The sequence below is a fragment of the Yoonia sp. R2331 genome (genome assembly GCF_041103235.1).
In the GTDB taxonomy this organism is placed as follows: Bacteria; Pseudomonadota; Alphaproteobacteria; order Rhodobacterales; family Rhodobacteraceae; genus CANMYO01.
Genome location: NZ_JBGCUN010000002.1, coordinates 1 through 24,687 on the forward strand (window position 1 = coordinate 1; position 24,687 = coordinate 24,687).

The window sequence follows — 24,687 nt, forward strand, 5'->3', positions numbered from 1 at the left end:
TGGCATCGGTTTCCAACATAAAGAACTTGCCCTCACCCCAGCCAGCATCCTGCGATCCGGCTTGAACCTTGTGCGAGCTCTCGAAAACTTCTGTCGAGCCATCCTTGAAAGTCACCTCGTAGCGATAGGCGATGTCGTTGGTCGAATCCGAAGTCGTCAGAACAACCGCAAGCGTGTTGTCTGGATTGACGGTGACATTTCCTTCGACCGGCGGGTCGATGATCTGGATGCTTGCGATATCATCATGATCATCTGGCGTGACCTTCAGCACACGCCCTGCGGTCGCATCGGGGCCAACGATCTTGGTTAGATCACCTGTATACTCCGGCAAAGTCTCGGTTGGTGGAGGTGTTGTGTCCTCCTCCTCTTCATCGGCTGGTGGTTTGGGCTTTGGCTTTGTCGGATAGCCATCGGTCTCTTCGTCCGATTGCTTTGGCGCGTCCGGCGCATTGGGATCTTGTCGTCCACCGCCTTCAAGCGCACGCGTATCGCCGCCTTCCCCACCAGACTCGCGCTCGTTATCAGATTGGTTTGCAGTTTGCGAATTGCTGCTGTCGCCAGACGAGCGGCCCAAACCCATGACAGCGAAAAGCGACATAAGCGCAGTTAAGAGTGCGGCGATCATGATCACCTCCAAAATGAGCGCTGTGCAATGTTGGTCGCGAGCAGCAGGTTACCGGCCCCAATCGACCGGCGAAAATGGCAGCTAACCCCAAAACCCCAGGTCAGCGAGGTTAACAACTCGTTAGGAAATGCGGCTGAACTGCGGCTGCATTTATGTTGATTTTTAGGCAAAGGCCCAAAAACACAGGCGCTCGCGAAGTCCGTTAGCAATTTTTAAGGGATGCGAAACTGTGCAGTGTTCTGCGCGGGCGACTGTCAGCAGGTGTCCGCCAGACGGCGCAATCGGATCAGTCGATTTCCGCCGGTTCACCAAAGGTCAGCCGTCTGCCGCCCGCAGAATTTTGCGGATTCCCGTCGATTCTCATGTTGGCGAAAGGAATGCCCGGACCTATCGTTGCGTCAATGAACCCTATCCCGCCCATTCGCCAAACTACTCGCCGCTTGATGCCGCTTCACCTTTTGCTCGGTCTTGGCCTTGCGTCATCTGCGGCGGCAGACACCCTGGACGTCTTGGGCACATTCATCTGGAAACAGGACGGTGCGATCGGCTTGTCGGGCCTTGAGGTTGCTTCCGATGGCACGTCCTTTTCTACAATCAGCGACCGGGGCTGGTACATCACGGGGCGATTTGAACGTCAGGATGGGGTCCTGACGGATGTGACGCTGCATAGCCTTCAGCCAATTCTCGGCAATGACGGCCTGCCTGTTGCCGCAAGGCGGGTCGGCGATTGGTCCGATGCGGAAGGCCTTGCGATTGGTGAGAATGGCGCGGTTTGGATCTCCTACGAACGGTGGGCGCGGGTCGCACGACACCCTACACTAACGACAGCCAGCACCTGGATCGCGGATCACCCTACATTTGCAAGCTATCGCGACAACCGCCAGCTGGAAGCGCTCGCGATCCACCCCAACGGTGATCTTTATACCTTTGCAGAAGAACCGTTGGACGGCACCTTCGCAATCTACCGGCTTTCTCCGAACGGCTGGACGATTGACGGTGCGATCGCGCCGTCTGATGGTTTTGCGATCGTCGGCGCGGACTTTCACACCGACGGAGCGTTGTTCCTGCTAGAGCGTAAGCTGGTCCTTGGACTGTGGTGGCAAAGTCGCGTGCGTCGCATCAGCAACATCACCGCACCTGTCGAAATTGAAACGCTTTGGACATCCGCACGGGGGGCGTTTGGCAACCTTGAAGGCATCGCCGTTTGGCAAGCCACCGATGGCATTCGGTTGACCATGGTGTCAGACAACAACGCGGATGCGGATGAACAGACAACTTTTGTCGAGGCGCGTGTTGGTCCATCCGAAGACTGATTAGTCTTCTCCCGAAAGGTCGCGGGTGAAGACCTTGTCGGCCACATCTTCCAGCGCCGCCTCTTTGCGGTTCGCCACAATGACATCTGACATCGCCTTGAAGGCCGCCAGATCGGTCATGACGTCAGAGTTAAAAAACGTGTCTTCATCAAGATGCGGCTCGTAAACCACCACTTCGATTCCCTTTGCCTTGATCCGTTTCATGATCCCCTGGATCGAACTGTCGCGGAAATTGTCAGACCCGGCCTTCATGGTCAGACGGTAGATGCCGACGACTTTGGGCGCCATCTGAACGATCTGATCTGCCAGAAAGTCCTTGCGGGTCGAATTGGCGTCGACGATGGCCCGGATCATGTTTTGCGGCACGTTGGCATAGTTGGCCAAAAGCTGTTTGCTGTCTTTGGGCAGGCAATAGCCGCCATACCCAAATGACGGGTTGTTGTAGTAATCTCCAACACGCGGATCTGCACTGACACCGTTAATGATTTCGCGGCTATCCAAGCCAAGGCTGAGTGCATAGCTGTCCAACTCGTTGAAATATGCAACGCGCATCGCAAGGAACGTGTTTGCGAAGAGCTTGATCGCTTCCGCCTCTGCGGGGCCGGTCAGCAGCACAGGTACATCGTCCTTCTTAGCCGCTGCAAGCAGCATGTCGGCGAAGACCTTGGCCCGCTCTGACCGTTCGCCCACGACGATACGGCTCGGGTACAGGTTATCGTGCAGGGCATGGCCTTCGCGTAGGAATTCGGGGCTAAAGATCACCTGATCGGTCCCGATATCTGCACGCACCTTTTCGGTGAAACCGACCGGGATCGTTGACTTGATAACGATGGTCGCTGCCTGATTGACCGCGATCACATCACGGATCACGGCCTCGACCGACGATGTATCAAAATAGGCGGTATGCGGATCGTAATTTGTCGGGGTCGCCACGATCACGAAATCCGCACCGCTGTAGGCATCAGTTTTGTCCGTGGTTGCACGCAAAGACAGCCCACCCTGCCCCAGCCGCACCTCGATATCAGGATCCATGATCGGGGCTTTGCCAGCATTCAGGGCCGCAACGCGCCCCTCATCAAGATCAACGGCAACGACGTCGTGCTGAGAGGCCAACAAAACAGCATTCGACAGCCCAACATAGCCGATACCAGCAATCGCAATCTTCATAACTTCGCCTTTGCGCAATTCCAAAGGCGTCTTAGCACCCATCACCGAACCTGCGCCAGCCGCGCGGGGTTAATGGTTTATGGGCTGTGCTGAACGGGCACACGATCGTGCGCGCGGATCAACTGCGAAAACGCAGGCATATGAACCCGCTCTGGGATATCAGATGTCGGACCAAAAAGCGTCGCCTGATCCTCCCATACTTGGCAGTCAAAGCTACGCGTCCGGCAACCGGCAAGTGACTTCTCGACCGCATCGTACCAAAAGATCTTTCCGGTAATGAAATTGCCAAAAACGATGTCTTCATGCAAAGGCAGCGATTTGACGAAGGTGTCTGCGTCGATCTGATGCGACAGCAAAAGCGTGATATCACGCAGATCGGTGTTCAGCAGATTGTGCGTTATGACCGCACCCTCCATATCCGGGTGCAACACGATCAACGGCAATCTGTTCAGCGCCATGTCGCCCAGGAACCCGTCACGACCAGTGCTTTCGCGCCCCTCGTCCGAGGTGATGATCACAACCGTATTGTCCAATTGATCGCGCGCGCGCAGTCCTTCGATCAGCACCGAAACAGCACGGTCAGCAGCCTGCAAGGCATCATAGCGCGTCGGATTGTCCAACCCCGGAACGTTATATGGACTATGCGTGCCGGTGGTCAGTGTGCTGACAAACCACGGACCGTTGACCGATAGGTTGTCAATTTCCGCCAACGAATTTTCGATCAGGGTCAGGTCATCCACGCCCCAGCCGTTGCGACTGTGTGCGGTGTCCCACGCAGCATCGCCACGAATGTCGTCAAACCCCATATGCTGCAACTTGGCGTCCTTGGCCATAAAGCCAAGCTGCGCAGACTGCAGATAGCTAGTCTGATAGCCCTCCTCTGCAAAGACCCGCGGAAGAGACTGCGCGGCCACCTGCGAATCTGCTTCCATCTCCTCCCACTTGATGAACCGGCGCAAAAATGACGGCGTGTCACCCGTCATTGCCGCGTAAAGGCCGTTTGCAGTGATTATCTGGCGGCTGACATAGTTCTCGAACTGCACGCCTTGTTCCGCCAATGAAGAAAGCGTCCGCATATCGCCCCGTTCCAGGCTGGCATGCGACAACCCCTCCAGATACACCGTTAGGACGTTGTACTGCCCCACGGCGCGCACCGGCTGTGCCGTCCATGCGACTGCTTGGTCAGGTGGCTTTGCGGCGAGTGTTGGCAGATTCTGCTGTGGGGCAATGGGCAACAAAGGGGTCGTTTGCATCCAATCAGGCGCGTCAGGGAAAGTCTTGAACCCATAGCCAAAGGCCGCAAGCACAATCGCTATTGCCAGGTATCCTGCGCCGGGACGCAGCACGCGTTGCATCCCAAACACCAACCCGAATACGCCCGCCCCCGCAATGACCACGGCATATTTGATGACATCCCGGGTCAGTGAGCCACGGATAAAAGTCTGGTCGAACCCCAGCCCGATTGTCGAAAGCTGGATATGATCAAAGTTGTATTTGATGTGCTCTATGTTCGCGGCCAAGAAGGCCACAAGTAAAATGACAGCAATTTGGAACAACGTTCTGCCGAACACACATAGGATACCGGCAACTAACGCTACAAATAAGATATCATGTGCAATCCCGCGAAAGATCACGTCGGATTGCTGGACGACCCAATCAAACGCCAGATCATCGTACGTCAAATCAGCAACGACCGTGTCCGTGCCCTTTAAGGATTCTCGTTCAAACCAATTCCGCGCAAAGTCAAAACCGGCAACGCGCAGCGCCATGAGACGAAACACCAGCGTAATCGGCACAAGAATCCAAAAAAAGGTGATGAACCGGGAATGACTCCAGTGTCGATGGGCCACCCCAAAGGTGGAGGAGAGCGGATAGACAGGATGGTCGAGACTATCTGACATCATCAGCCTTAACGACTAGAACAGTCTCATTCGGTCTCATTTACCTTAATTTTATGTTAATTCCGGTCTCATCAGGTGCCTCCGACCACCAAATACCCGGAGGCTGACATCGTTTCGTCCCAATCGGCGACCATGCGAGAGTCTGGCGAAGTTCGCCCAATTGCAGTAATTCTGACGAAATCCGCAGCAATAAGCGGAACGCACCACAAGAGGTCAAACGTGAAGAGCATCATTCCAGTTTTGCTATGTGGCGGGTCGGGGACCCGTCTTTGGCCGCTGTCTCGCAAAAGCTATCCAAAGCAATTCGCACCGCTAATCGGTGACGAAAGCCTGTTCCAAGCCTCGACCCGACGCCTGTCTGGCGTGACCTACAGCGCACCGATAGTCGTCACTGCGGACCCATTTCGCTTTATCGTGACCGAGCAGCTGGCCGCGATAGAGGTCGCGCCCGCTGCCGTTCTTATTGAGCCTGAAGGCCGCGACACAGGGCCCGCCGTTTTGGCAGCAGCCCTTCATGTGCGCAGCAATGACCCCAATGCGCTGATGCTCGTAGCACCGTCAGATCACGTCATCCCAGATGCGGAGGCGTTTTCCAACGCCGTTGAGGCCGCGCGCCCCGCCGCTGAAAACGGTGCGTTGGTGACCTTTGGCATCACCCCGGACCGGGCAGAGACGGGCTATGGCTATCTGGAACTTGAGGCAGCACCAGATGAGACAGGCGCGCCGTCGCCCATGCCGCTGCGTGCCTTTATTGAAAAACCCGATGCTGATCGCGCAGCCCAGATGGTCGCGTCAGGCAATTATCTGTGGAATGCGGGCATCTTCCTGTTTCGTGCCGATACCATCTGTGCTGCGTTCGAAACACATGCGCCCGCGATGTTTGACGCCGTCAGCGCCGCAACCTCTGCCGCCAAACGCGACCTTGGGTTTACCCGGCTGGACCCTACGGCATGGTCAGACGCTCCCGCCACATCAGTGGACTACGCGGTGATGGAAAAGGCCGAAAACCTGTCCGTTGTCCCTTTCGCATCCGGCTGGTCCGATCTGGGCGATTGGGCGGCGGTATGGCGTGAGACCGAAAAAGATGGGCTTTCGCTGACAGGCCCCGCGACACAGATCGATTGCGACAACAGCCTGTTGCGGTCCGAAAACGAAGGGCAGGAGATTGTCGGCATCGGCTTGTCTGACGTCATCGCCGTTGCCATGCCGGACGCCGTTTTGGTGGCCCACAAGGACCGTGCCCAAGAGGTGAAACAAGCTGTCGCCGCGCTCAAATCCAAAGACGCCCCGCAAGCCGAAGCCTTCCCGAAGGATCACCGTCCCTGGGGCTGGTTCGAAAGCCTCGTCATCGGCGATCGCTTTCAAGTCAAACGCATCGTTGTCCATCCGGGCGCCGCGCTAAGCCTGCAGTCCCACCATCACCGTTCCGAACATTGGATCGTCGTGCAGGGCACCGCCAAGGTCACTGTCGACGAAGACGTGAAACTGGTCAGCGAGAATGAGTCTGTCTACATCCCGCTTGGCGCTGTTCACCGGATGGAAAACCCCGGCAAGCTGCCGATGGTTCTGATCGAAGTACAGACCGGCGCCTACCTCGGCGAGGACGACATCATCCGGTATGAAGACGTCTACGCCCGCGAATGATCAAATGGCCCCGTTTGTGACTTCTCATCCCCAGCAAACAATCCGATCACACGCCGGCCTGCGCGGCATCGCAGCTCTGGCCGTCGTGCTGTTGCACTATCGGCAAAATCTGACGCCTGCCTTTGATATCGATCAGTACACACAATTCCTGGCGGGCGCGGGGGCGTTTGTCGATTTGTTCTTTGTCCTCAGCGGGTTCATTCTTGCTGCGAACTACACACATTGGTTCAGCGACGGCGTCGGCCTTACGCAGGTCAAAGGCTTTCTGCAGCGGCGCGTCGCACGTATTTATCCTTTGCACCTTGCCACCATCATCGCCTTCATCGGCCTTTTGGCCGTTGCTGGCAAACCGATGCCTGCCGCCAGCGACGTGATCGAAAACCTACTGATGATCCACGCCTGGGGTATGAACGATGTCTATATCCTGAACTTTCCCTCTTGGTCGATCAGCGCTGAATGGATGCTGTACCTGTTGTTCCCGTTTTTCGCTTTTGCTTGCGCACGGCCTACAATCTGGACCTCGCTGGTTGCGGCAGCGACGATTGCCTATGCCGCTTTATTTGCATTCGGTGATGGGTTCGACATCAACGAACGGCTCAGCCTATGGCGAGCGATACCGGCATTCATCTTTGGCATGTCATTGTTTGTCTATCGTGATGCTGACACAGGCCTGTCCGCCACGGCCCGCAATGTGCTTCAGGTCCTTTCGCTCTTTGGCATCGTCGCAATCCTGCATTCCGGCTCCTTGTCAATCTTGCTAATCCCGCTCTTTTCCCTGTTGGTTCTGATCACGCGCAAAGATACCGGCAGCGTCGCGGCCGGCCTTGGGGTCCGACCATTAGTTTGGCTTGGCGACATTTCCTATTCGATCTACATGCTGCACGTTCCCATCCGGGCTGCCATGTATCTGGTCTTCGGCAAGCTTGGCCTTGATCTGGCCACCCCGCAGAATGCCACAGTGTTTGTGGTCGTCTGCCTGGCTGCGACTTTGCTCTGCGGTGCATTGTCATTTCGCCTTTTTGAAACGCCCGCGCGGCGTTGGGTCGGGGGGCGCTAGACATGGCCAAACCATCACTGACGAACCTCCCAGCACGCAGGCTTGAACGCGGATTTCGCGGGCTGGCCGCGCGCCACATGAAACGACCGTTCTCGCGCCATGCCAAGGTGCGGTTGATGTTCTACCATGATCCGAACCGGATCAGCTATGCGCAGGTCTATCCATTCTTTCACTACGCCGATGCCTTGTTCGAACGCTATGGCGTCGAGGTCCGGGCAGAACCTTTCGATGCCATTCTGGATGGCACTGCGAATGCGCAGAACACCGCGGATATCGTGATCTTGCAGCCGTGGTTCACCATTGCGCCGAACGACCTGACACGGGCCATTGAACAGATCACAAAGCAACATACCGGCGCTTCGGTGTCGTTCTTGGATTCCTACGCCCACAACGACCTGCGATTGGCGCGATACCTACCCGAAGATCTGGCATTTTATATCAAAAAGTCGCTCTTCGAGACTCCATCGGACTATCTGAACACTTATCGCGGCGATACGCAGATGATGCAGTATTACGCGGACCAGTATGGCATCACTGCAGAGGCACCCGACTTTCAGACACCGCCCACGATCATCGACAAACTCCGGCTTTCTCCGAATTTCTTGACCGCGCCGCATTTTGTCTTTGGCTTCGACCAACAGCCACCACCGATCACTGGCAGACCTCTGGATATGCAGCTTCGGCTTGGCAAAAAGGGGGGGCCAATCTACGCCGCTATGCGCAATGCCGCGCTTGGCGCGGTAGATCGGATTGCGCACCTCAAGACCTCGCCGCAGGGTGCGATGCCCTATGATGCCTATATGGCCGAGATGCGCAGCGCCAAACTTTGCTTTAGCCCGTTCGGTTTCGGTGAATTGTGCTGGCGCGATATTGAAGCGATCCAAACAGGCGCTGTGATGATCAAACCCGACATGTCGCATCTGCAAACGCTGCCCGATCTTTATGAGCCAGGGGTGACCTATCTTCCCGTGAAGTGGGATTTCAGCGACCTCGACGATGTCGTTGCACACGCGTTGGCGAACCCCGTGCAATGTCAGACGATTGCAAATACGGCTTGGAACCGGGCCAAGCAATATCTGGACAGCGGGCAGTTCGTCGACGACGTCAGCTATCTATTTTAGGATTAGGTCATAGGTGTCCTGCAATCGCGCCAGATCAACGCGATATGCCGCATCCCCATCCTCGGTGATAATATTGCAGGCCGCGCGATTTCCCATCGACAGGGCCACCCCGAATTGGCTGGTGTTGAAATGGTTGGACGGGTTCAACACCCAAAGCGTTCCGCCAGGTTTGATCAGCCAATGCAGGTGGTCGGTATGGCTGCCTTCGATGGTCAATGCCACCTCTGCCCCGACGCAGCGCGCGATCATCTCTTGGATGGGTGTGGTGGCGAGGTCGATGACGTCAAACCCCATGACGTCTAGCGCCTTTTCCAACGCATCTTCGTTCGAAATTAGCCGCGCCGCACCCGTCGCACCGCGCTTCAGATAGACCTTTTTGCCGTCACGTACCGACGCTGCGCCATGTTCGAACATCCGGCGGCGCAATTCCTTGTACCGTTCTGCTTTGTGCGGCGACTGCGCAAAATCCTGAAACAGCGCCATCCGGGCGACGTGGTACTGGCCATTGGTTAACGAAGGCAGGTCAAAAATGCGTTCATACGCGCCTGCATGCCCCCATGATGTTGCCGCAAAGTGTATGCGTTGTGTATCCTTTGCAGGCAGCAGACATTGCGCAAAACTGCGCAACCAATGCCCGAAGAAAAAGTATGATCGGTCTTCCAGACAATAGGCAGCTTCGTCCAATTCATGGATCGGATCTGTCAGCAACGCTCGGTGGTCCAAACCTTTGGCCCGATTGAACGATCCGCCCCGCGCAAATACTCCGTTGAACAGGACAAGCACGTCCCGCAGGTTATACTGCAACACTGGTGCATGCGTGATCTCTTGCGGTTCAAAATAACGCAGGTGCATCGCAAGATTATGATTTGCAATGGTTTTTGTGATCTTTTCACTCTCACCCGGCAAGGCGATCAATGGGGCGAAATGGCTTTGTGTTGCCGGTGCGATTTCAACTACGCTGGTGCTTGCCTCGGACAAGGAATGCGCAGGCACAAACCGACGAAAAAGTGCGTTTTTGTATGGCCTTAGCCGGATCACGTCAGATTGCTTCCGGTGCGTTCGGAAGCGACCCGCACCGCCTTTTGATTGCTCGCTTCGCCGCAAAGCTTACGTCGACAATATGCCAATGAACATATCCTGATTGAAGGCCAATGCCGTCGCACTTAGGCCCACAAAAACGACGAAAAAGACGAAGTCTGCAATAGGGTCCCACGCATTGAAACGATTGGCGAAATAGGCCCGCAGGGGGTACGTGACGATTGCCGTGACCCCCGGTGCAAGGACTGCACCTACAATACCCAGCATGTTGATCCCAACAATCAAGGTTCCCATCTGGATCACCGCAGACAACAACGTCACAAGCAAAAGGTTTTTTGAGTCTCGGTTTGCCAGCAGAACATTGCCGTAGTCTTCGGAAATGATCATTGGCCCGGTTGAAATGGCATAAAGAACCACAATCGCCCCTGCCTGCACGTAACGCGGATCATACAGCGCTTCAACCAGCCACAATCCCCCAAACATCAGCGGCGCGATCATCGCAAGCAGGCACCCGATCAGCATCCGCCTGGCACGGCGCATATTCCTGCGATTCTGTTCACTTTCTGCAGGCGGTCGCATGCGATAGAGCGGGACCAAAAGCGACGAAAACAGACGCTGGCCAAGCAACAAAGGCGCGGACCCCAGAAACATCCCGATGTTATAAATCCCCAGCAGCCCCAAAGAGATGTAAGCACCCAGAACTGCTCGGTCGCCTTGTTTCACAAAGAACCCGGCGATCGTATTCAGGAACAGGTATTTGCCAAAGTGGAAGATCTCCCAAAAATCATCGGTATTCCAATGAAGACGGTTGCGCTGCCCCGGCAGAAAGACATGGGACATGATCGTGTGGGACAGCCCACCAAGAAGCGTCCCAATCGCCAGCGCCCAAATCGATTGATAGATATAGGCGAGAACAATCATACAGACCGTCCCCACAGCCTGCGATGCAATCTCGATAATGGTCACGCGCCCATATGCCAGATGTCGGCCGGCGGTCATGCCCTTGGTCGAAAAGAACCCCCTGATGACCATAGAAAACCCGACAACCTGCAAGAGCGGCACAAGGTCCGGTTCTTCGTAAAAATGAGCCAGCGGATATGATATCGCGCAGGCCAAAAGCCATAGCCCAAAGCCACGAATGATCTGAAGCGTCCAGGCAGTATTCAGGTAGTTCCTCTCATCGCCACGGGAACTGGTGATAACCGAGGTTGTGATCCCGATGTCGGAAAACGTGGTTAGGCCAACGATAAAGACCTGCACCAGGGCCATCAGTCCAAATGCTTCCGGGAACAGCAGGCGCGTCAGGATAAGGTTGGAGGCAAGGCGCAGCATATTTTGCCCACCAAAGCCAAACAGCAAGCTGCCAGAGCTTCGCAAGGCTCTGGTCTTCAGACTTTCGGTGCTCGCGGCTGGATCAGGATGCGCCATGTTCTCGCCCGTGACATTCTCTGGCTTCCGAACCCCATAGTCCGACCTCGGTACTGAGGAAAGTCATTTGTACTCAATCAGTTCAGGCTGACGGCCACGAATGCGACGCCATAGATAGTCCAGAACTCCCAAACCTTCGGGTATTTTTCCAAGGGTCAAAAAGAATGCGCGCGTCCAATCCATCCCGCGCATGTTGAGGCGGGTAACCTGCAGCGGCCAAATCACAAGTAGCAAGAGCGCCCAGCCACCGAGAAGTACCGCTATCAGCGAGAGAATGGGCAGTACGACCCCCCAGGCGACAGCGCGCCGGGTTTCTGTCACATTGTGCTGCTCAGGCGGTGCGCCATGCAATGCCGCGCCTTCGGCATAGGCGTGCCCCGCCCGACGATTGCGGCGCCACCACTGCCCGAAACGCTTGAGTGCCGCGTCATGAATGGTCATCGGATGAGCAATCCGGTAGATTTCTCCACCTGCAGCGCGCAATCGGACACACAATTCCGGTTCTTCGCCAGCGATCAGGTTAGGATTGAACCCGCCAACCTCTCTCAATGAGGTGACCCGCATCAATGCGTCGCCACCGCAGGCGCGCGCCTTACCTATCGGAGTATCCCATTCTGCATCGATCAGTCGATTGTATATCGTCGCGTCAGGATAGCGTTCTTTGCGGCGCCCGCAGACAACAACTGCTGCCGGATGAGCATCCAAAAAAGCGCGAGCTGCAGTGATCCAGGCAGGTTCAACTTCACAATCGCCATCCACGAATTGCACAAATGCAAAGTCACCAGCGTCCAGAAGGGCGTCCAGTCCCGCATTTCTTGCACGCGCCGCCGTGAAGGGTGTGTTGGGATCCAATGCAACCACAGTTGCGCCCAGCGCGGTGGCCTTGTCGACGCTGTCATCTGTCGACCCACTATCGACATAAATCACCGTCTTGAGCTGCAAAAGAAGCGATTGGATACAGGTGATCAGCCTGTCACCTTCGTTGCGACCGATCACGACCGCGCCGATATCATCAAAGGTCGTCATTTGACAGCAAACGGATAGCAAAGGTCCAACGCAGGGTGCCCCGGAAACATCGTTGCAAGATGTGCGCGGTCCGCCCGATAGACATGCTCAAGTCGCCCCACATCTTCTGTGGTCAGCTTTGGGCGTTCCTGCATCGTCCGGGACTTGCGAATGCGATCACGCAGCGCCTTGGGCACAAGCACACGGCGCAAGCCGCGCGCGACTGGGTTGTCAATAATCAGCCCTTGCAGCGGGAAGGGGCGCATGCGGTCCGCCGACACATTTTGGCTTTCCATCTCATGCTGCCAGGCAACTTGCCCTTCCAGCCCCAGAAAAATTGCGATCTTACCCAATTCTCCGTCTGGATCAGCTTTCACCTGCTCCAAGCTGGTCAGGTGGATATTTTCGACACCAAACGTATCGCAATACGGTTGAATTTGCATCGCATAACGCCCGTATTCGACAATCTCGGGCAGCACAGCAAGCGCCGTTGTCGGGTCTTGATCGACCTCTCCCATGCTCCATGCATGAATAAAATGCGAGACAGCACGCTCTACCGGGTTGCGCACCATGTATATCAGCTTTGGCCGCAATTGGGCCGCGCGCATCCGCGCAATCGTATGCGGATGGGTTGGTAGTTTTGTATAGTGCGTGCTCGCTTCTCCGGTCAGTTGACCAGATGTTGCATCCGCAAAAAGCGCCGCATACCAGTCCAAGCCGTTCTGAAAGACGTCATCATCCGAAAAGAAGTTTGGTTCTTTCGGTGTGGTCATGAATACCTGCGGCTGCGCTGCAAGCTGTGCTTGCAAGGTAGATGTCCCGCACTTCATCGCACCAATGATCATAAAGTCCGGTGACATCCTATTGATTCGCCTGCCGATAGGGTTTGAGCGGGGCCCGCGCACCAATCCAGATATCACGCGCTTCATTTTCAACGGCGGGATAAACCTCTTTCCCTGCCAAACGCTTGAGGTGTGCGATTGCCCGACCAAGGTGCCAGCACAAATTGGCAAGGATCAGGCCTGAATAACCATGCGCCTGACGCAAGAAACGAGAGCGCGATGCGTAGAAGTATGTCGGCATCCGCTTGCGGGCCTTTTCCAGCGCCTTGACCGGCCCGCTTCCACCCCGAAAGTGGATTGCGGTCGCCAGATCAGTCACGACTATTCGCCACCCCGCCCGCTGCGCACGCAGGCAATACTCTGCATCCTCGAAGTAAAGAAAATAGTCGTCATCCATCAAACCGATCTGATTGATCATGTCCCGGTTCAGCAAGATGCAGGCAAAACTGGCCCAGTCGATCTTATCTTCTGGCGCGCCTTTGGGCAGCGCCACCAATGAGCGTCGTAGCAACTTTGTTATGGGGCCAGTTGCCGCTGCCCTTTCAAGCTCGCTCAGCGGTGAAGCAAAGCGAAATCGGCTGATCTGCTCAGTCCCGTCATCACCTACCAACCTTGGCGCAATCATACCGGCATTAGGCGCAGAATTCGCCCTATCCATGATAGCCTTCAGGAAACCCTTCTTAAGCAAAGCATCGGAATTCAGCACAAGCACATAGGCACCATCGCTATTTGTGATGCCCAGATTGTGGCCCCCTGAAAAGCCCGTATTCTCATCCGATCTTACCAATTTTACGGGCATGTTCGGATGGGCCGCGATCCATTCGGCAATCTGTTCAGCCGATCCATCGCCCGACGCGTTGTCCACCACCACAATATCCACGGCGAGGTCGCCAATGTCGTCTAGAACTGACTGCACGCACGACAAGGTCATGTCGCCGGTCTTGTAGTTGATAATCGAGACAGAGATTTCACTGGGCATGGAAAATTCAGATCGCCTGACGTCGTTTGATCCGTTTGGTTTGGCGGGTATAGGGGCTAACTGCAACCGGGACTAGCTCTTCGGGGTCGTGTTGATCAGAACCATCGTTACCTTTCCAGTCCATGCGGCCCCAAAGCGCACCGGCGATTAACCACGTCAATGGCGTCATCGTCGCATTGGGGAGAAGATCAATCAGATTGGCACACAATACGATCGTCAGCGTCGTTGTCTCTGGTCCGACATTGTAGCGTTTTCGGCGAACATAGAAGAAAACAAGCGGTGCGATCATCAGTCCGAATTCGGACAGGTATCTTGTCCACCCACCAACACCAAAAATGATCACCCAATAGCCGTCGGTCACACTGATGTCGGTCCCCAATTCGTCGTAGACCCGCGCGCGTCCCCAGCCACCCCATCCAAACAACGGGCGTTGGTTGGCCTTTTGCAAAAGGATATCTTCGTTCTCCAACCGGAATTGAAGTGATCCAGCACGATCAGCATTGATTGAAGCCGCAATTGAGACCGCCGTATCACCAGTCACCCATCCGCGTTCACGCAAGATGGGATAGGTCAACACAATGGTACCGATGATCAGCGCCAACAGCATCTGGGTCCGTTGCGGTAGAAAAAACACGATAGGAACCAGCACGAACGCAATCGCCGCAGCCCCGAGAGAACTTGACAAAAGCAGTGTCAAAAAGATCCAGCCTGCAACCAGCCGTAGCTTTGTCCTTTGCTTCGGGAAGGCAGCAGACGCACCGACCGCTGCGATTGCCGCCATTGCAAAGAATATCGCAAGCCAAAGACCATGTTCAAGAAACACCAAAGGCCGGAAATTGCCGCCCCTCACATGCTGAATCCAGTCGTGTGGAAAGAACCCATAGACCATCCGATTAAGCTGTGGAGACATGCGAATTTCGTAGAGAGCTAGCAGGGAGTAACCCAAACCAGCCAGTGCAAGCACCATAAGCAATGTGCGATGCTGCGAAGGACTGGCCAGAAAACGGTACGCCAAGATGAACGGAATCAACTGGATCATGACCCCCAGAACTGAAGAAAATCCGTCATAGACCCTCAACCCTGGCAAATAACCAACACGGTCATCATTGGTAAGGACTGTCAGAAACGCACCCGCGACAAGGCCCACCAACATGACCCAGGCGGCAAGACTTTTCGGGATCCAACGCTGCAATGCATCAATGTTGGGTCGTTTCAGCGCAAAGAACGCGAGGAACAACGCCGTCAGCGCTGGGATCGAATCCTTGTCCAGCACCGGCAATACAGGAAGGTCCAATCCCGCAATGGAAGGCAGGATCAGATATCCGGCAATGATCGCGACAGAGATTGCGATCGGCATCCGGTACTTTTGGAACAGCACCAGCACCACTACAGGCCAACTGTAAAGAACCAACGACGCGAACATGTACTTTCGGCCCCTTTCCTAGCTGTTGAACCTGATGGCTTTGTAGCGGATTTCGGTGCGAGCTATCTCAACTTTTTGGCATTGCGAGGGCGGAAATCTGGTCCGTCACGGTGGCATCTGGGCAAATTAACCTTTGCCAGCGACCTTTGCCCTAACGATTGCAGGTCATCCTCGTCGTCTCTCCACAACAATTTTATCGAGCAGGATCACAACATGCCACAGGACAAATTTGCTGACCATTCATCTGGCCTTGAAAGCCCTGCAACCTCTGTCATCGAGGTCACACCAAGCGATACGGCGGACCTCGCGACCGTAAGCCGGGCCATTAACGTCGCCGCCAATGGCAGCGTGCGCCTAACGACGATTGATGGTGCAGTCGCCACGGTCAACATTGCCGCAGGGATCGCCTTTCCAATTCGTGCCGCCCGCATTTGGGCCACTGGCACGACTGCAACCGGCATTGTGGTCATGTCCTAATGAGCGGCATCGGATTGGGGCTTGGCCTTGGCCCAGCGCAGGGCATGTTTTCGGGCGTGTTTGATGTGCCGGGCGGCGTTCTTTCAGTTGCAACAACATCGAGCGGGACGTTAGAAATCACGGCTGAGGCGGGCGCTCTCACGATCACTGTGCTGCCGCCTTCGCCCTTTGCCGGAACTTACGAGACCACAACCGATGCATTGGCGCTGGGTCCGGTGAACCTTGTGCCGCCGGTCATTTCCGGTGCTGCAAACGTTGGCGAAGTTCTGACCGCGACGCTCGGCTTTTGGATATTTGATGCAAGTCTCGCACCACCGGTATCGACGATCCAATGGCGCAGCAATGGAACCGCCATCCCGGGTGAGACTGCGACCACGCTGACCCTGCAAAACGCGGGCGTCGATGTATCGTTGACCGAAACGCTCGATCAGCCAGGCCTTACAGCCGTCAATGCAGACAGCAACGTCGTTGTTTTGCCGTTCCCATCGCAGTTGGTCACGATCCCAACGGGCACAGTTGGTGTCGATCAAACCAATTTCCCCGTGCGTTTCGACCTGGCCGATCTGTCACCCGTCATGTGGCAAGCTCTGCGCGCCGACGGGGGTAACCTACGCGCGACAAACGCAGCGGACGATCAGTCTTATCCACTGGACATCATCTGGATCGACCCGATCCTGCAGCGCGGGACAGCCTTTGTAAGACAAGACATTCTTGCAACAGCAGATGCCGATTTCACATTGCGCGCCCGCAGCTTGTCCACACCGCTGGCCCCAACAGACGACCCGATCGGACGCAATGCGGTTTGGGCGGACTATTTGTCAGTCATTGCTTTCCCGGAACGGATCGACCGCACCGGCCAAAATGCCGTGTTCGAAACGGGCGGTTTCCCGGATAGTTATGTGCTTGAAAGGGTCAGTCCAGACATCCAGATGCATCAAGGCGTAACATGGGATGGCACGCATTGGTTTGTCGTTGATACCAACCAGATCAAAAAGTTTGATGTCGATTGGAACCTTGTTCAAACCGAAGACGACCCAATTGGACTTAGCGGCCTTTCGGCGGTCAACCACCTTGGTGACCCCTGCATTCACAACGGCGAATTGCTGATCCCGCTTGAGGTCTGGCCTTCCGGACCATTCACCAATCAACACATTGCCGTCTTTGATCCAGCAGACCTGAGCTTTGTGCGCAGTCATGACATTTCAGCAGCCGGTCGGGAGGCGTCAGCAATTGCCATCAACCCGGCTGATGGAAACCTTTATTGCACGGACTACACTGATGGTTCGAACATTCCATACTTCACGCCGACTGGCACATATCTCGGTAACTTGGCGCTGTCGCAGACCATCAATCAGCTTCAAGGGATCGTTTTCCACGACGGGAAAATGTACCTCAGCTCTGATGCAGGCGATCACTTGTACGAGGCTTTGCCGGACGGCACCGTCACACCGACCCCAGTCTTCACCTCAATGCTGGGTGGCTCATTTGAAGGGATCACGTCCGATGGCAGCGATCTTTTCGTCTTGATCGACAGCGATCCATCGTCGATCTACCGCCTCTGCCCATCTGACAAATGTGATCTACTACAGTTCGAAACCAATGCTTTGCGCGTGCAAGACCTGCCGTCGCAGGACGTTTGGACGGCCAGTGTGAGCGTGATGCCGCTGGACTTACCGCATAATGGCGCGGTGATCTCTTTGGTGCGACAAGGCGGCGAGGCGAACCGCGCGACGGCAGCGATCCGCGAATCCTCAAACCCAGACAGCTACAATGCTTGGTCAAACGCGAACGGCTGGATGGTACCTGGGGCAACGCGTCGCCCCGAAATCGCCGAAACTGTTCGCTTTTCGTATGGGTACAACGGTGCGACCGAACGAAAGTTGCTACTCGATGGCACCCCCTATGCTGTCGATCCCGGTGTGACACCGCGTCCCGGCGGCGGCCAGATGATCTGGTTCACTGGCGCTGAGGACACGAACCCAACCGAACACGTTAAGGCAGTCATGTCTTTTGCATTTCTCTATGATGGCTATGCTTCGGATGCACGGCTGGCTGCGGAGTTTGCAACGCTGCATGACACGAGCAACTTCTACAACACCAACTCTGGATAGAGGCAGCGCGCATGAGCAGGAAAATTGGCCTAACAGGCATACCACAGACAAGTTCCTTTGCCATCCAAGTGGCACAGCAAGGCCGAACCGCAGCGGGGTCGACCGACAACTGGGGCGGCGGGGACAATCCATGGGGCGATCCCTCTCCCGGTGTGTCCGCGTCAATCCGGCTTGTGAAACGGTCTAACCTGCAGGTCGCGCCGGAAGGTATGTTCTTTGAGGTCGATCTTGTCGGCTTCGACACGCCGGGGCCTGTCGACCCTGATGCCTATGACCCGCAGCATCATGATGTCTACTATTTCTGGAATTTCGGCGACCCCGGCAGCACCTTCACGGCCACTGAAAATGTTATGGACCATCAGCGCGACGCCAATGTGGCCTATGGCCCGACGGCAGCTCATGTCTACAGCACCCATGGCGACTATCAGGTCAGCGTACTTGTGGTCGAACCATCAAGCGGCAAGACCACGACGGCCACGTTCGAAATTGGCGGCCCTGACGAAGACACACCGACGATCCAGAACCCTGACGATGTGTTCGCCAATGGTCTTACGATCATCGTCGATCAGACCGGGGCAGGATTACCCCAATATCCGAATGCCCACGTGCGCACGACGATCGAGGCCGCCTTTAGCTTCACCGACAATAAGGCCGGACCGTATCGCGTCATGCTGATGGATGATCAGGAATGGGACACCGCCGGTGTCGCGATGACGTCGCTCAGCCCGTCGTTGCACGTCGTCGGGTCTGGCACTGGATCGCTCCGCCCCAAGCTCAACCACGTTGGCGGATCCAGGATGATCTACTTCGTCGGCTGGGACACAAGCAATGTCAAAGACGCTGTTATCAGCGGAATCAGCTTCGAAGGCGGTTGGGACAGTACGACCGAAACCGGAACCGCAAACAACAGTTGCTTTAGCCAGTCGACGGATCAGGGCAGCTACCTCTTGGTCACCGAAACTGATGTCATGAACTTTGGCGCCCATGCCTATGTCGCGATCAGCTTTACGAACGAACTTGGCGTGCGCATCTTCCACAACCTCGTCAGTGAAGGCAGCCGGTCATACCATTTCTATGAAGAAATCAATGCACCTTGCGCCTATTTGGGGGTGCGGGCGATGTCCAACATCAATGCACTTTCTGGCGGACCGCGTCTTAATGGGCCGAGCTACCACAACGATGCTGCGATCCTGCGCTTTCAAAGTGCCAAAAACGTTGTAATCGACGGTTGCGACATCTTTGTCCGTACCGGCTGGTTCGAAAACATGTTCGGCATTCGCACACAACAGGCCGCTGTTCGCTTCGATCAACGGGGCAATCGCGGAACCCGGTTCAACGTGCAGCGTTGTAGCATCGAAGGCAGCCTTTCGATTGCTCGCATGAACAATAATGTTCAAGTGAACGTGCAAAACAACCTGATCGAACGGTGCGTGCTGGCAGGTACCGCCTTCGATCGCAGAGTGATCGTTCTGACCTATGGTGGCGCAACAATTCGCAATAACCTGATGTCCGTTCCAAACGCGCCACGGATCGATTTCTACGGCCTCTTCAATCCCAGCGGCTTTGTCCAAACAGAGCTTTATGAAGACCCAGGCGCGCAAACGGGAAACGTCGCTGAATGCGCCGCAGGGCCAATCAAGGTCTACAACAATACCTGTGTGTCCCTCATGGACGCGGCACATCAGATAAATCCGCCTGTCATCGTCTTTGAGGCGACAAACTTGGGCACATTCACAAATATCGTTGAGAGCAACAACATCCTTCACGCACCGGCAACCGGAACGCCAAGCATCGCGGCGGCGCCGCTTGTTGCCACGCCGATTTGGACGCCACGGCACAACGGCTACCGGTCCAAATTTGAACGGATCGAAGTGATCATCCCAAGCGACGTGACAGACGGCGCCAGCATCACGCTGGGGTACCCCACGGGTCGCGGACAATCGGATTATGCCGTCGTCCCTGATCTTCCACATCGCATCGGGTTGAACAGTCACAAGAACGCCAACCCCAAACATGATGTGCCGGTCACCTTTGGTTCAAGTTCGCTGACGGTCGTTAATGACACCGGAACAACCTGGCCTGCCGGTGAGGCGGTGATCGTGCTTTATTGCCCTGATAGCCCTGCCACCCACGGCAACCATGCCACCAATAACGTGCCGGTCGCGATCTACCGCCCGGACATCGGGTCTCCGGCATTGGGAAGCGCTGACGACAGCTTGCGCACCGTCGGAGATTTCTTTGGCAACTTCCGCCCCGTCCACCAATCCATGGGTGCCTTCGAGGCTGATCTGTAACCCTGCGCAAACCTGTTTGCCCGCGACGCGTCTCCCGGCATAGAGTGCCGGGAAAGCCAAACGTTTGCGGGGTTGCATGGCCAAGACGAGTGATGGGGTGCGGGTTGCCTATCTGACCGGACACTACCCGGCAGTTTCGCACACCTTCATCTTGCGAGAGGTCGAAGCGCTGCGATCCTTGGGCGCAAAGGTCCGCACCTATGCGATCCGCCGCCCCTCGGCGGATCACTTGCGTGGCACTGCAGAACAAGAGGCGGCAAGAGACACCTTCTATGTGCTGGCCACCGCAAAGCGAATAATCCCGTTGCTGGCGGCGCAGGCATTGTTGTTCCGGCAGCCTCGCACCTATTTCGCAACCCTTTTGTTGGCGCTTTCGATGCGCGCACCAGGATTGCGCGCGCTGATCTACCAGCTGATCTATTTCGCCGAAGCGACGATCATTGCTGATGACCTTAGACGCCACAACGTCACGCATCTGCACAACCACTTTGCTGACGTCAGTGCAAATGTCGCCGTTTTGGCCGCGAAGCTCTCTGATATTCCATTCAGTTTCACTCTGCATGGCCCGGCAGAATTATTTGCGCCGGAGCGTTGGAAAATTCGCGAAAAGGTGCGCCACGCGCGGTTCGTCGCCTGCATCAGCCACTTTGCCCGCAGTCAGGCGATGTATTTCTCGGACCCTGACGACTGGCCCAAACTGCGGATCATCCACTGCGGCGTGACCCCAGAGATGTACCAACATCCCAAAACACCAATGCCCGGCAAAACGCATCTGGTCTATGTCGGACGTCTGACAGCGATCAAAGGGGTTCGGGTGCTGCTCCAGGCGTTTTCCGAAGCGCTCAAAACCAACCCCGATCTGCACTTGACCATCGTCGGTGACGGTGACGACCGCGCAAAGCTGGAAACACTGTCGGCACCCGACGCAGAGAAAGTAACATTTACCGGATATCTGTCACAGGAAGACGTCGCGGCGACACTCGCAACCGCCGACGCATTTGTTTTGCCCAGTTTTGCCGAAGGCCTTCCCGTGGTCCTGATGGAGGCTCTGGCCGCAAGTATTCCCGTCATCTGCACGCAAGTCGCGGGCGTTTCAGAACTCGTCGAAGATGGCAAAAGCGGCTTCATCGTTCCGCCGGGCGATGTCGACACGCTGCGCGACCGCATCCTGAAGCTCGCTGCGGATCCTGATCTGCGGGCCAACATGGGGCAAACCGGACAAGCCCGCGTCGCGTCGGAATTTGATGTCAGAACCGAAGCGGCCCGCCTGCTGATGCTTTTTGAAGGTGACCCCGCAGGCTCTGCGCGTCCAACGCTTCCAACCGAAACTGGTGACAGCTGATGTGCGGAATTACCGGCTACTTGCAGGCACCTGGGGCGCTTTCCAGTGATCAGCGTGATGCCACCATTACCGCGATGATGGATGCGATTGCGCATCGTGGCCCGGATTCAAACGGCAGTTGGGGAGACCTTGAAACGGGCATCTGTTTTGGCCATCTGCGCCTAGCCATTGTTGATCTGACGGCTGCCGGGCATCAGCCTATGGCGGCAGCCTCTGGGCGCTATACGATCACGTTCAATGGCGAAATCTACAACCACCAACACATCCGCAAAAGCCTTTCAGACGGCGGTCATAGCCCGGAATGGCGCGGGACATCTGACACTGAAACGCTGCTTGCCGCGATTGACGTCTGGGGCATCGAAGAGACGCTCAAGCGTTGTATCGGCATGTTTGGGCTTGCGATTTGGGATCACGAAAGTCGCCACTTGACCCTTGCACGGGATCGCATGGGTGAAAAACCACTGTTCTATGGCTGGCAAGGTCAGGGGCCACAGGCGGCGTTCCTCTTTGGTTCAGAATTGCATGCGCTCAAGCAGCATCCGTCATTTGAAGGCACGATCAACCGCGATGCGCTGCCGCAATATCTGCGACACGGCAACATAGGCGAGGATCATGCGATCTTTGCCGGCATCCACAAACTGCGACCCGGCGAGATGGTCACCGTATCGCTGGCCGACCCGCTGCCAAAAACCGAGCGCTATTGGTCGATTGACGACGTCACCACACAGCCGCAGCAACACGGGCTGTCGCCGCAGACGGCGACCGACCAACTCGAAGCCCTCTTGCTGGATGCCGTCGGTCAGCAAATGATGTCTGACGTGCCATTGGGCGCCTTTCTGTCGGGCGGCATCGACTCCTCGACCATCGTCGGGCTGATGCAGCACCTCTCTGACCGTCCGGTGCACACGTTTTCGATCGGGTTTCACGAAAAACGCTACAACGAAGCTGAATTTGCAGCCGAAATTGCCGCGCACCTCGGCACCCACCATACAGAGCTTTACGTCGGCAAACAGGAGTTGCTGGACGTGGTTCCACGCCTGTCCGCGATCTATGACGAACCCTTTGCGGACAGCTCTCAGATACCGACTTATTTGGTGGCCGCTATGGCGCGGGAACATGTGACGGTCGCCCTGTCGGGGGATGGCGGGGATGAATTGTTCTGCGGCTACGACCGTTACCTGCAAGGCGCACAGCTTTGGAACAAGACCGCTAAGATGCCTGGCGTTTTGCGCAACATGGGGGCCGCTGCACTTCGCAGCATACCCGCCACCATGCTCAACCGGTTCATGGAACCGCTGCGCGCGACGCCGCAGGGCAAGGAACCCAATGGGCAACGCCTGCACCGCTTGGCGGACTATGGTGCCAGCGCCACGGTCGAAGAGCTTCATCGCAAAATGGTTGCCGTTTGGCGCTTCCCGGATCAGGCCGTGATGGGGGCAAATGCGGTCCCAAGTCTGTTGGCTGAAGACCTTCCCGACCGCGGCGATCTGGGGGTCAGCGAGCGGATGATGCAGCTGGATATGATGACCTATCTGCCCGACGACATCCTCACCAAAGTCGATCGCGCCACGATGGCTGTCGCCTTGGAATCGCGGGCACCGCTGCTGGATCACCGCGTCGTTGAATTCGCCTGTAAGCTTCCATTTGATCTTAAGGTCCGGGATGGACAGTCAAAATGGCTCTTGCGGCAAGTCCTTTATCGCCACGTCCCACGCCATCTGATTGAACGCCCCAAAATGGGGTTCGAAGTGCCGATTGGCCTTTGGCTGCGCGGCGACCTGCGCGATTGGGCAGAGGATTTGCTGGCGCCTGACCGTCTTGCGCGCGAGGGCTACTTCGACACCAACCTCATCCGCCAGAAATGGGATCAACACCAAAAAGCCAGCCACAACTGGGGTCGCCAACTTTGGGCCGTCCTGATGTTTCAGGACTGGCTCGCCGCGCAGGGCTAATCAGCCTGCCCGCGCTTTTGCGGCAAAAATCGGTGCGCGCTCTTTCTCGATCTGGGCGATGGCCTTGGCCTTGCCCATACGCAAGGCGCGCCTTTGATAACTGCGAATAAAGGCCCGCAACTGGGGATCATCATGTTGTCGGTTGCCACGCAACATCGCGCCAAAATAACCCTGCAGCATCGCCAGCCCACCCAACACAACCGGCGGGTGCCGCATCTTGTTGATCGCGGTGGCGATGAAATAGAGCGGGTCGGATCCCATGTAATGCTGCCCAAACCCGTGTCTGCGCCGCCCGGTGTAGATGCTTTGCTGGCTCGACCCCATCGGGCGCAAATGTTCGAACCGCAGACCTTCTTCGTCCCAGCTTTTCGGCGTCCAGCCCTTCATCCGCGCGGTATGGCAATCAATCCCGTCCCACATCACCTCGTGGACAAAGCCTCCGATGTCCTCAAAACAGGCGGTTGAGAAGAACTTTGTCATCCCAACCGACATCTCATCACCAGCCGTTTCCGCAACCAACGCGCCTCGGCTATTGCGCGCATAGGGCTTGCCCGAACAGGTCCCGATCCGGGGATTGTCCTGCATCCGTGCGATCAATGTCGCGAAGTAGCCAGGCGGCAAATCCAGGTCGAGGTCCAGTTTACACAAATAGGCATAGTCACTCAGCGTGACCTGATCCAAACCGAAATAGAACGCCTCAATCACTCCCGGCCCCACGGCACGATGCCCGCGGTCGGGTTTGGGTGCGACCTTGATCCAGTCGTGCTGCGCTGCGTATTCGGCCAAAATCTCTGGTGTTTCATCGGTCGACCCATCGTCGACAATCAACCACAGCGACGGCTGCACCGTCTGCGCCACCATACTATCCAGCGTGCGGCGCATATACGCCGCCTCATTCCGGCAGGGTGAAATCACGACGTAACTTGCAGGATCAGGCATCGGTGCGGTCTTCTTTTCTTCAGTCATCT

The 24,687-nt window shown here is 56.3% G+C and carries 18 protein-coding genes and 1 pseudogene; 9 read left to right on the forward strand and 10 right to left on the reverse strand.

Features of this window, described 5'->3' with window-relative positions; genetic code table 11:
- Positions 1-625 (reverse strand): annotated as a pseudogene (locus tag AB3Y40_RS14905) (hypothetical protein); the annotation flags it as partial.
- 401 nt (positions 626-1,026) lie between these two features.
- Here AB3Y40_RS14905 and AB3Y40_RS14910 point away from each other — a divergent pair.
- On the forward strand, positions 1,027-1,938 hold the full coding sequence (locus AB3Y40_RS14910; RefSeq protein WP_369439666.1) for an esterase-like activity of phytase family protein: 912 nt from the start codon (positions 1,027-1,029) through the stop codon (positions 1,936-1,938).
- On the opposite strand, the gene AB3Y40_RS14915 is transcribed toward AB3Y40_RS14910, so the two are convergent.
- Positions 1,939-3,105 (reverse strand): nucleotide sugar dehydrogenase, encoded by a 1,167-nt coding sequence (locus AB3Y40_RS14915; protein WP_369439667.1) that lies wholly within the window; start codon positions 3,103-3,105, stop codon positions 1,939-1,941. It lies immediately after the preceding gene.
- A gap of 77 nt (positions 3,106-3,182) precedes the next feature.
- Positions 3,183-4,874, reverse strand: coding sequence for an LTA synthase family protein (locus AB3Y40_RS14920; RefSeq protein ID WP_369439668.1), 1,692 nt, complete (start codon positions 4,872-4,874; stop codon positions 3,183-3,185).
- Between the two features lie 351 nt (positions 4,875-5,225).
- Between AB3Y40_RS14920 and AB3Y40_RS14925 the strand changes: the two genes are divergently transcribed.
- From AB3Y40_RS14925 to AB3Y40_RS14935, 3 genes are read left to right on the forward strand one after another with little or no spacing between them, the layout of a single operon-like run.
- Positions 5,226-6,650 (forward strand): mannose-1-phosphate guanylyltransferase/mannose-6-phosphate isomerase, encoded by a 1,425-nt coding sequence (locus tag AB3Y40_RS14925; RefSeq protein WP_369439669.1) that lies wholly within the window; start codon positions 5,226-5,228, stop codon positions 6,648-6,650.
- 16 nt (positions 6,651-6,666) lie between these two features.
- Positions 6,667-7,707, forward strand: coding sequence for an acyltransferase family protein (locus tag AB3Y40_RS14930; protein WP_369439670.1), 1,041 nt, complete (start codon positions 6,667-6,669; stop codon positions 7,705-7,707).
- 2 nt (positions 7,708-7,709) lie between these two features.
- Positions 7,710-8,828: a glycosyltransferase family 1 protein gene (locus tag AB3Y40_RS14935; protein ID WP_369439671.1), complete on the forward strand. Its 1,119-nt coding sequence runs from the start codon at positions 7,710-7,712 to the stop codon at positions 8,826-8,828.
- Here the strand turns inward: AB3Y40_RS14935 and AB3Y40_RS14940 are convergent.
- From AB3Y40_RS14940 to AB3Y40_RS14965, 6 genes are all read right to left on the reverse strand, one after another.
- A complete protein-coding gene (locus tag AB3Y40_RS14940) occupies positions 8,820-9,680 on the reverse strand; it encodes a glycosyltransferase 61 family protein (protein ID WP_369439672.1) in 861 nt (286 codons plus the stop codon). The genes AB3Y40_RS14935 and AB3Y40_RS14940 overlap by 9 nt on opposite strands.
- A gap of 255 nt (positions 9,681-9,935) precedes the next feature.
- Positions 9,936-11,294 carry an oligosaccharide flippase family protein gene (locus AB3Y40_RS14945; RefSeq protein WP_369439673.1) on the reverse strand — a complete coding sequence of 453 codons (1,359 nt, stop codon included), beginning with the start codon at positions 11,292-11,294 and terminating at the stop codon, positions 9,936-9,938.
- A gap of 63 nt (positions 11,295-11,357) precedes the next feature.
- Positions 11,358-12,320, reverse strand: coding sequence for a glycosyltransferase family 2 protein (locus AB3Y40_RS14950; RefSeq protein WP_369439674.1), 963 nt, complete (start codon positions 12,318-12,320; stop codon positions 11,358-11,360).
- Positions 12,317-13,159: a sulfotransferase domain-containing protein gene (locus AB3Y40_RS14955; protein WP_369439675.1), complete on the reverse strand. Its 843-nt coding sequence runs from the start codon at positions 13,157-13,159 to the stop codon at positions 12,317-12,319. Before AB3Y40_RS14955 ends, AB3Y40_RS14950 begins: the two co-directional genes overlap by 4 nt.
- A gap of 1 nt (position 13,160) precedes the next feature.
- Positions 13,161-14,120: a glycosyltransferase family 2 protein gene (locus AB3Y40_RS14960; protein WP_369439676.1), complete on the reverse strand. Its 960-nt coding sequence runs from the start codon at positions 14,118-14,120 to the stop codon at positions 13,161-13,163.
- Between the two features lie 7 nt (positions 14,121-14,127).
- Complete coding sequence (locus AB3Y40_RS14965) at positions 14,128-15,399, reverse strand: hypothetical protein (RefSeq protein ID WP_369439677.1); 1,272 nt, start codon at positions 15,397-15,399, stop codon at positions 14,128-14,130.
- A 357-nt stretch (positions 15,400-15,756) separates the two neighbouring features.
- Between AB3Y40_RS14965 and AB3Y40_RS14970 the strand changes: the two genes are divergently transcribed.
- The 5 genes from AB3Y40_RS14970 (at position 15,757) to asnB (ending at position 23,719) form a co-directional block, all read left to right on the forward strand.
- On the forward strand, positions 15,757-16,020 hold the full coding sequence (locus tag AB3Y40_RS14970) for a spike base protein, RCAP_Rcc01079 family (RefSeq protein ID WP_369439678.1): 264 nt from the start codon (positions 15,757-15,759) through the stop codon (positions 16,018-16,020).
- Positions 16,020-18,131, forward strand: a complete 2,112-nt coding sequence (locus tag AB3Y40_RS14975) for a hypothetical protein (protein WP_369439679.1) — start codon at positions 16,020-16,022, stop codon at positions 18,129-18,131. Before AB3Y40_RS14970 ends, AB3Y40_RS14975 begins: the two co-directional genes overlap by 1 nt.
- Before the next feature lie 11 nt (positions 18,132-18,142).
- Positions 18,143-20,425: a hypothetical protein gene (locus tag AB3Y40_RS14980; RefSeq protein WP_369439680.1), complete on the forward strand. Its 2,283-nt coding sequence runs from the start codon at positions 18,143-18,145 to the stop codon at positions 20,423-20,425.
- A gap of 76 nt (positions 20,426-20,501) precedes the next feature.
- Positions 20,502-21,767: a glycosyltransferase family 4 protein gene (locus AB3Y40_RS14985; RefSeq protein ID WP_369439681.1), complete on the forward strand. Its 1,266-nt coding sequence runs from the start codon at positions 20,502-20,504 to the stop codon at positions 21,765-21,767.
- Positions 21,767-23,719, forward strand: a complete 1,953-nt coding sequence (gene asnB, locus AB3Y40_RS14990; protein WP_369439682.1) for an asparagine synthase (glutamine-hydrolyzing) — start codon at positions 21,767-21,769, stop codon at positions 23,717-23,719. The genes AB3Y40_RS14985 and asnB overlap by 1 nt, the downstream gene beginning before the upstream one ends.
- Here the strand turns inward: asnB and AB3Y40_RS14995 are convergent, their stop codons facing one another.
- Positions 23,720-24,685, reverse strand: coding sequence for a glycosyltransferase family 2 protein (locus tag AB3Y40_RS14995; protein ID WP_369439683.1), 966 nt, complete (start codon positions 24,683-24,685; stop codon positions 23,720-23,722).
- Between the last annotated feature and the right edge of the window lie 2 nt (positions 24,686-24,687).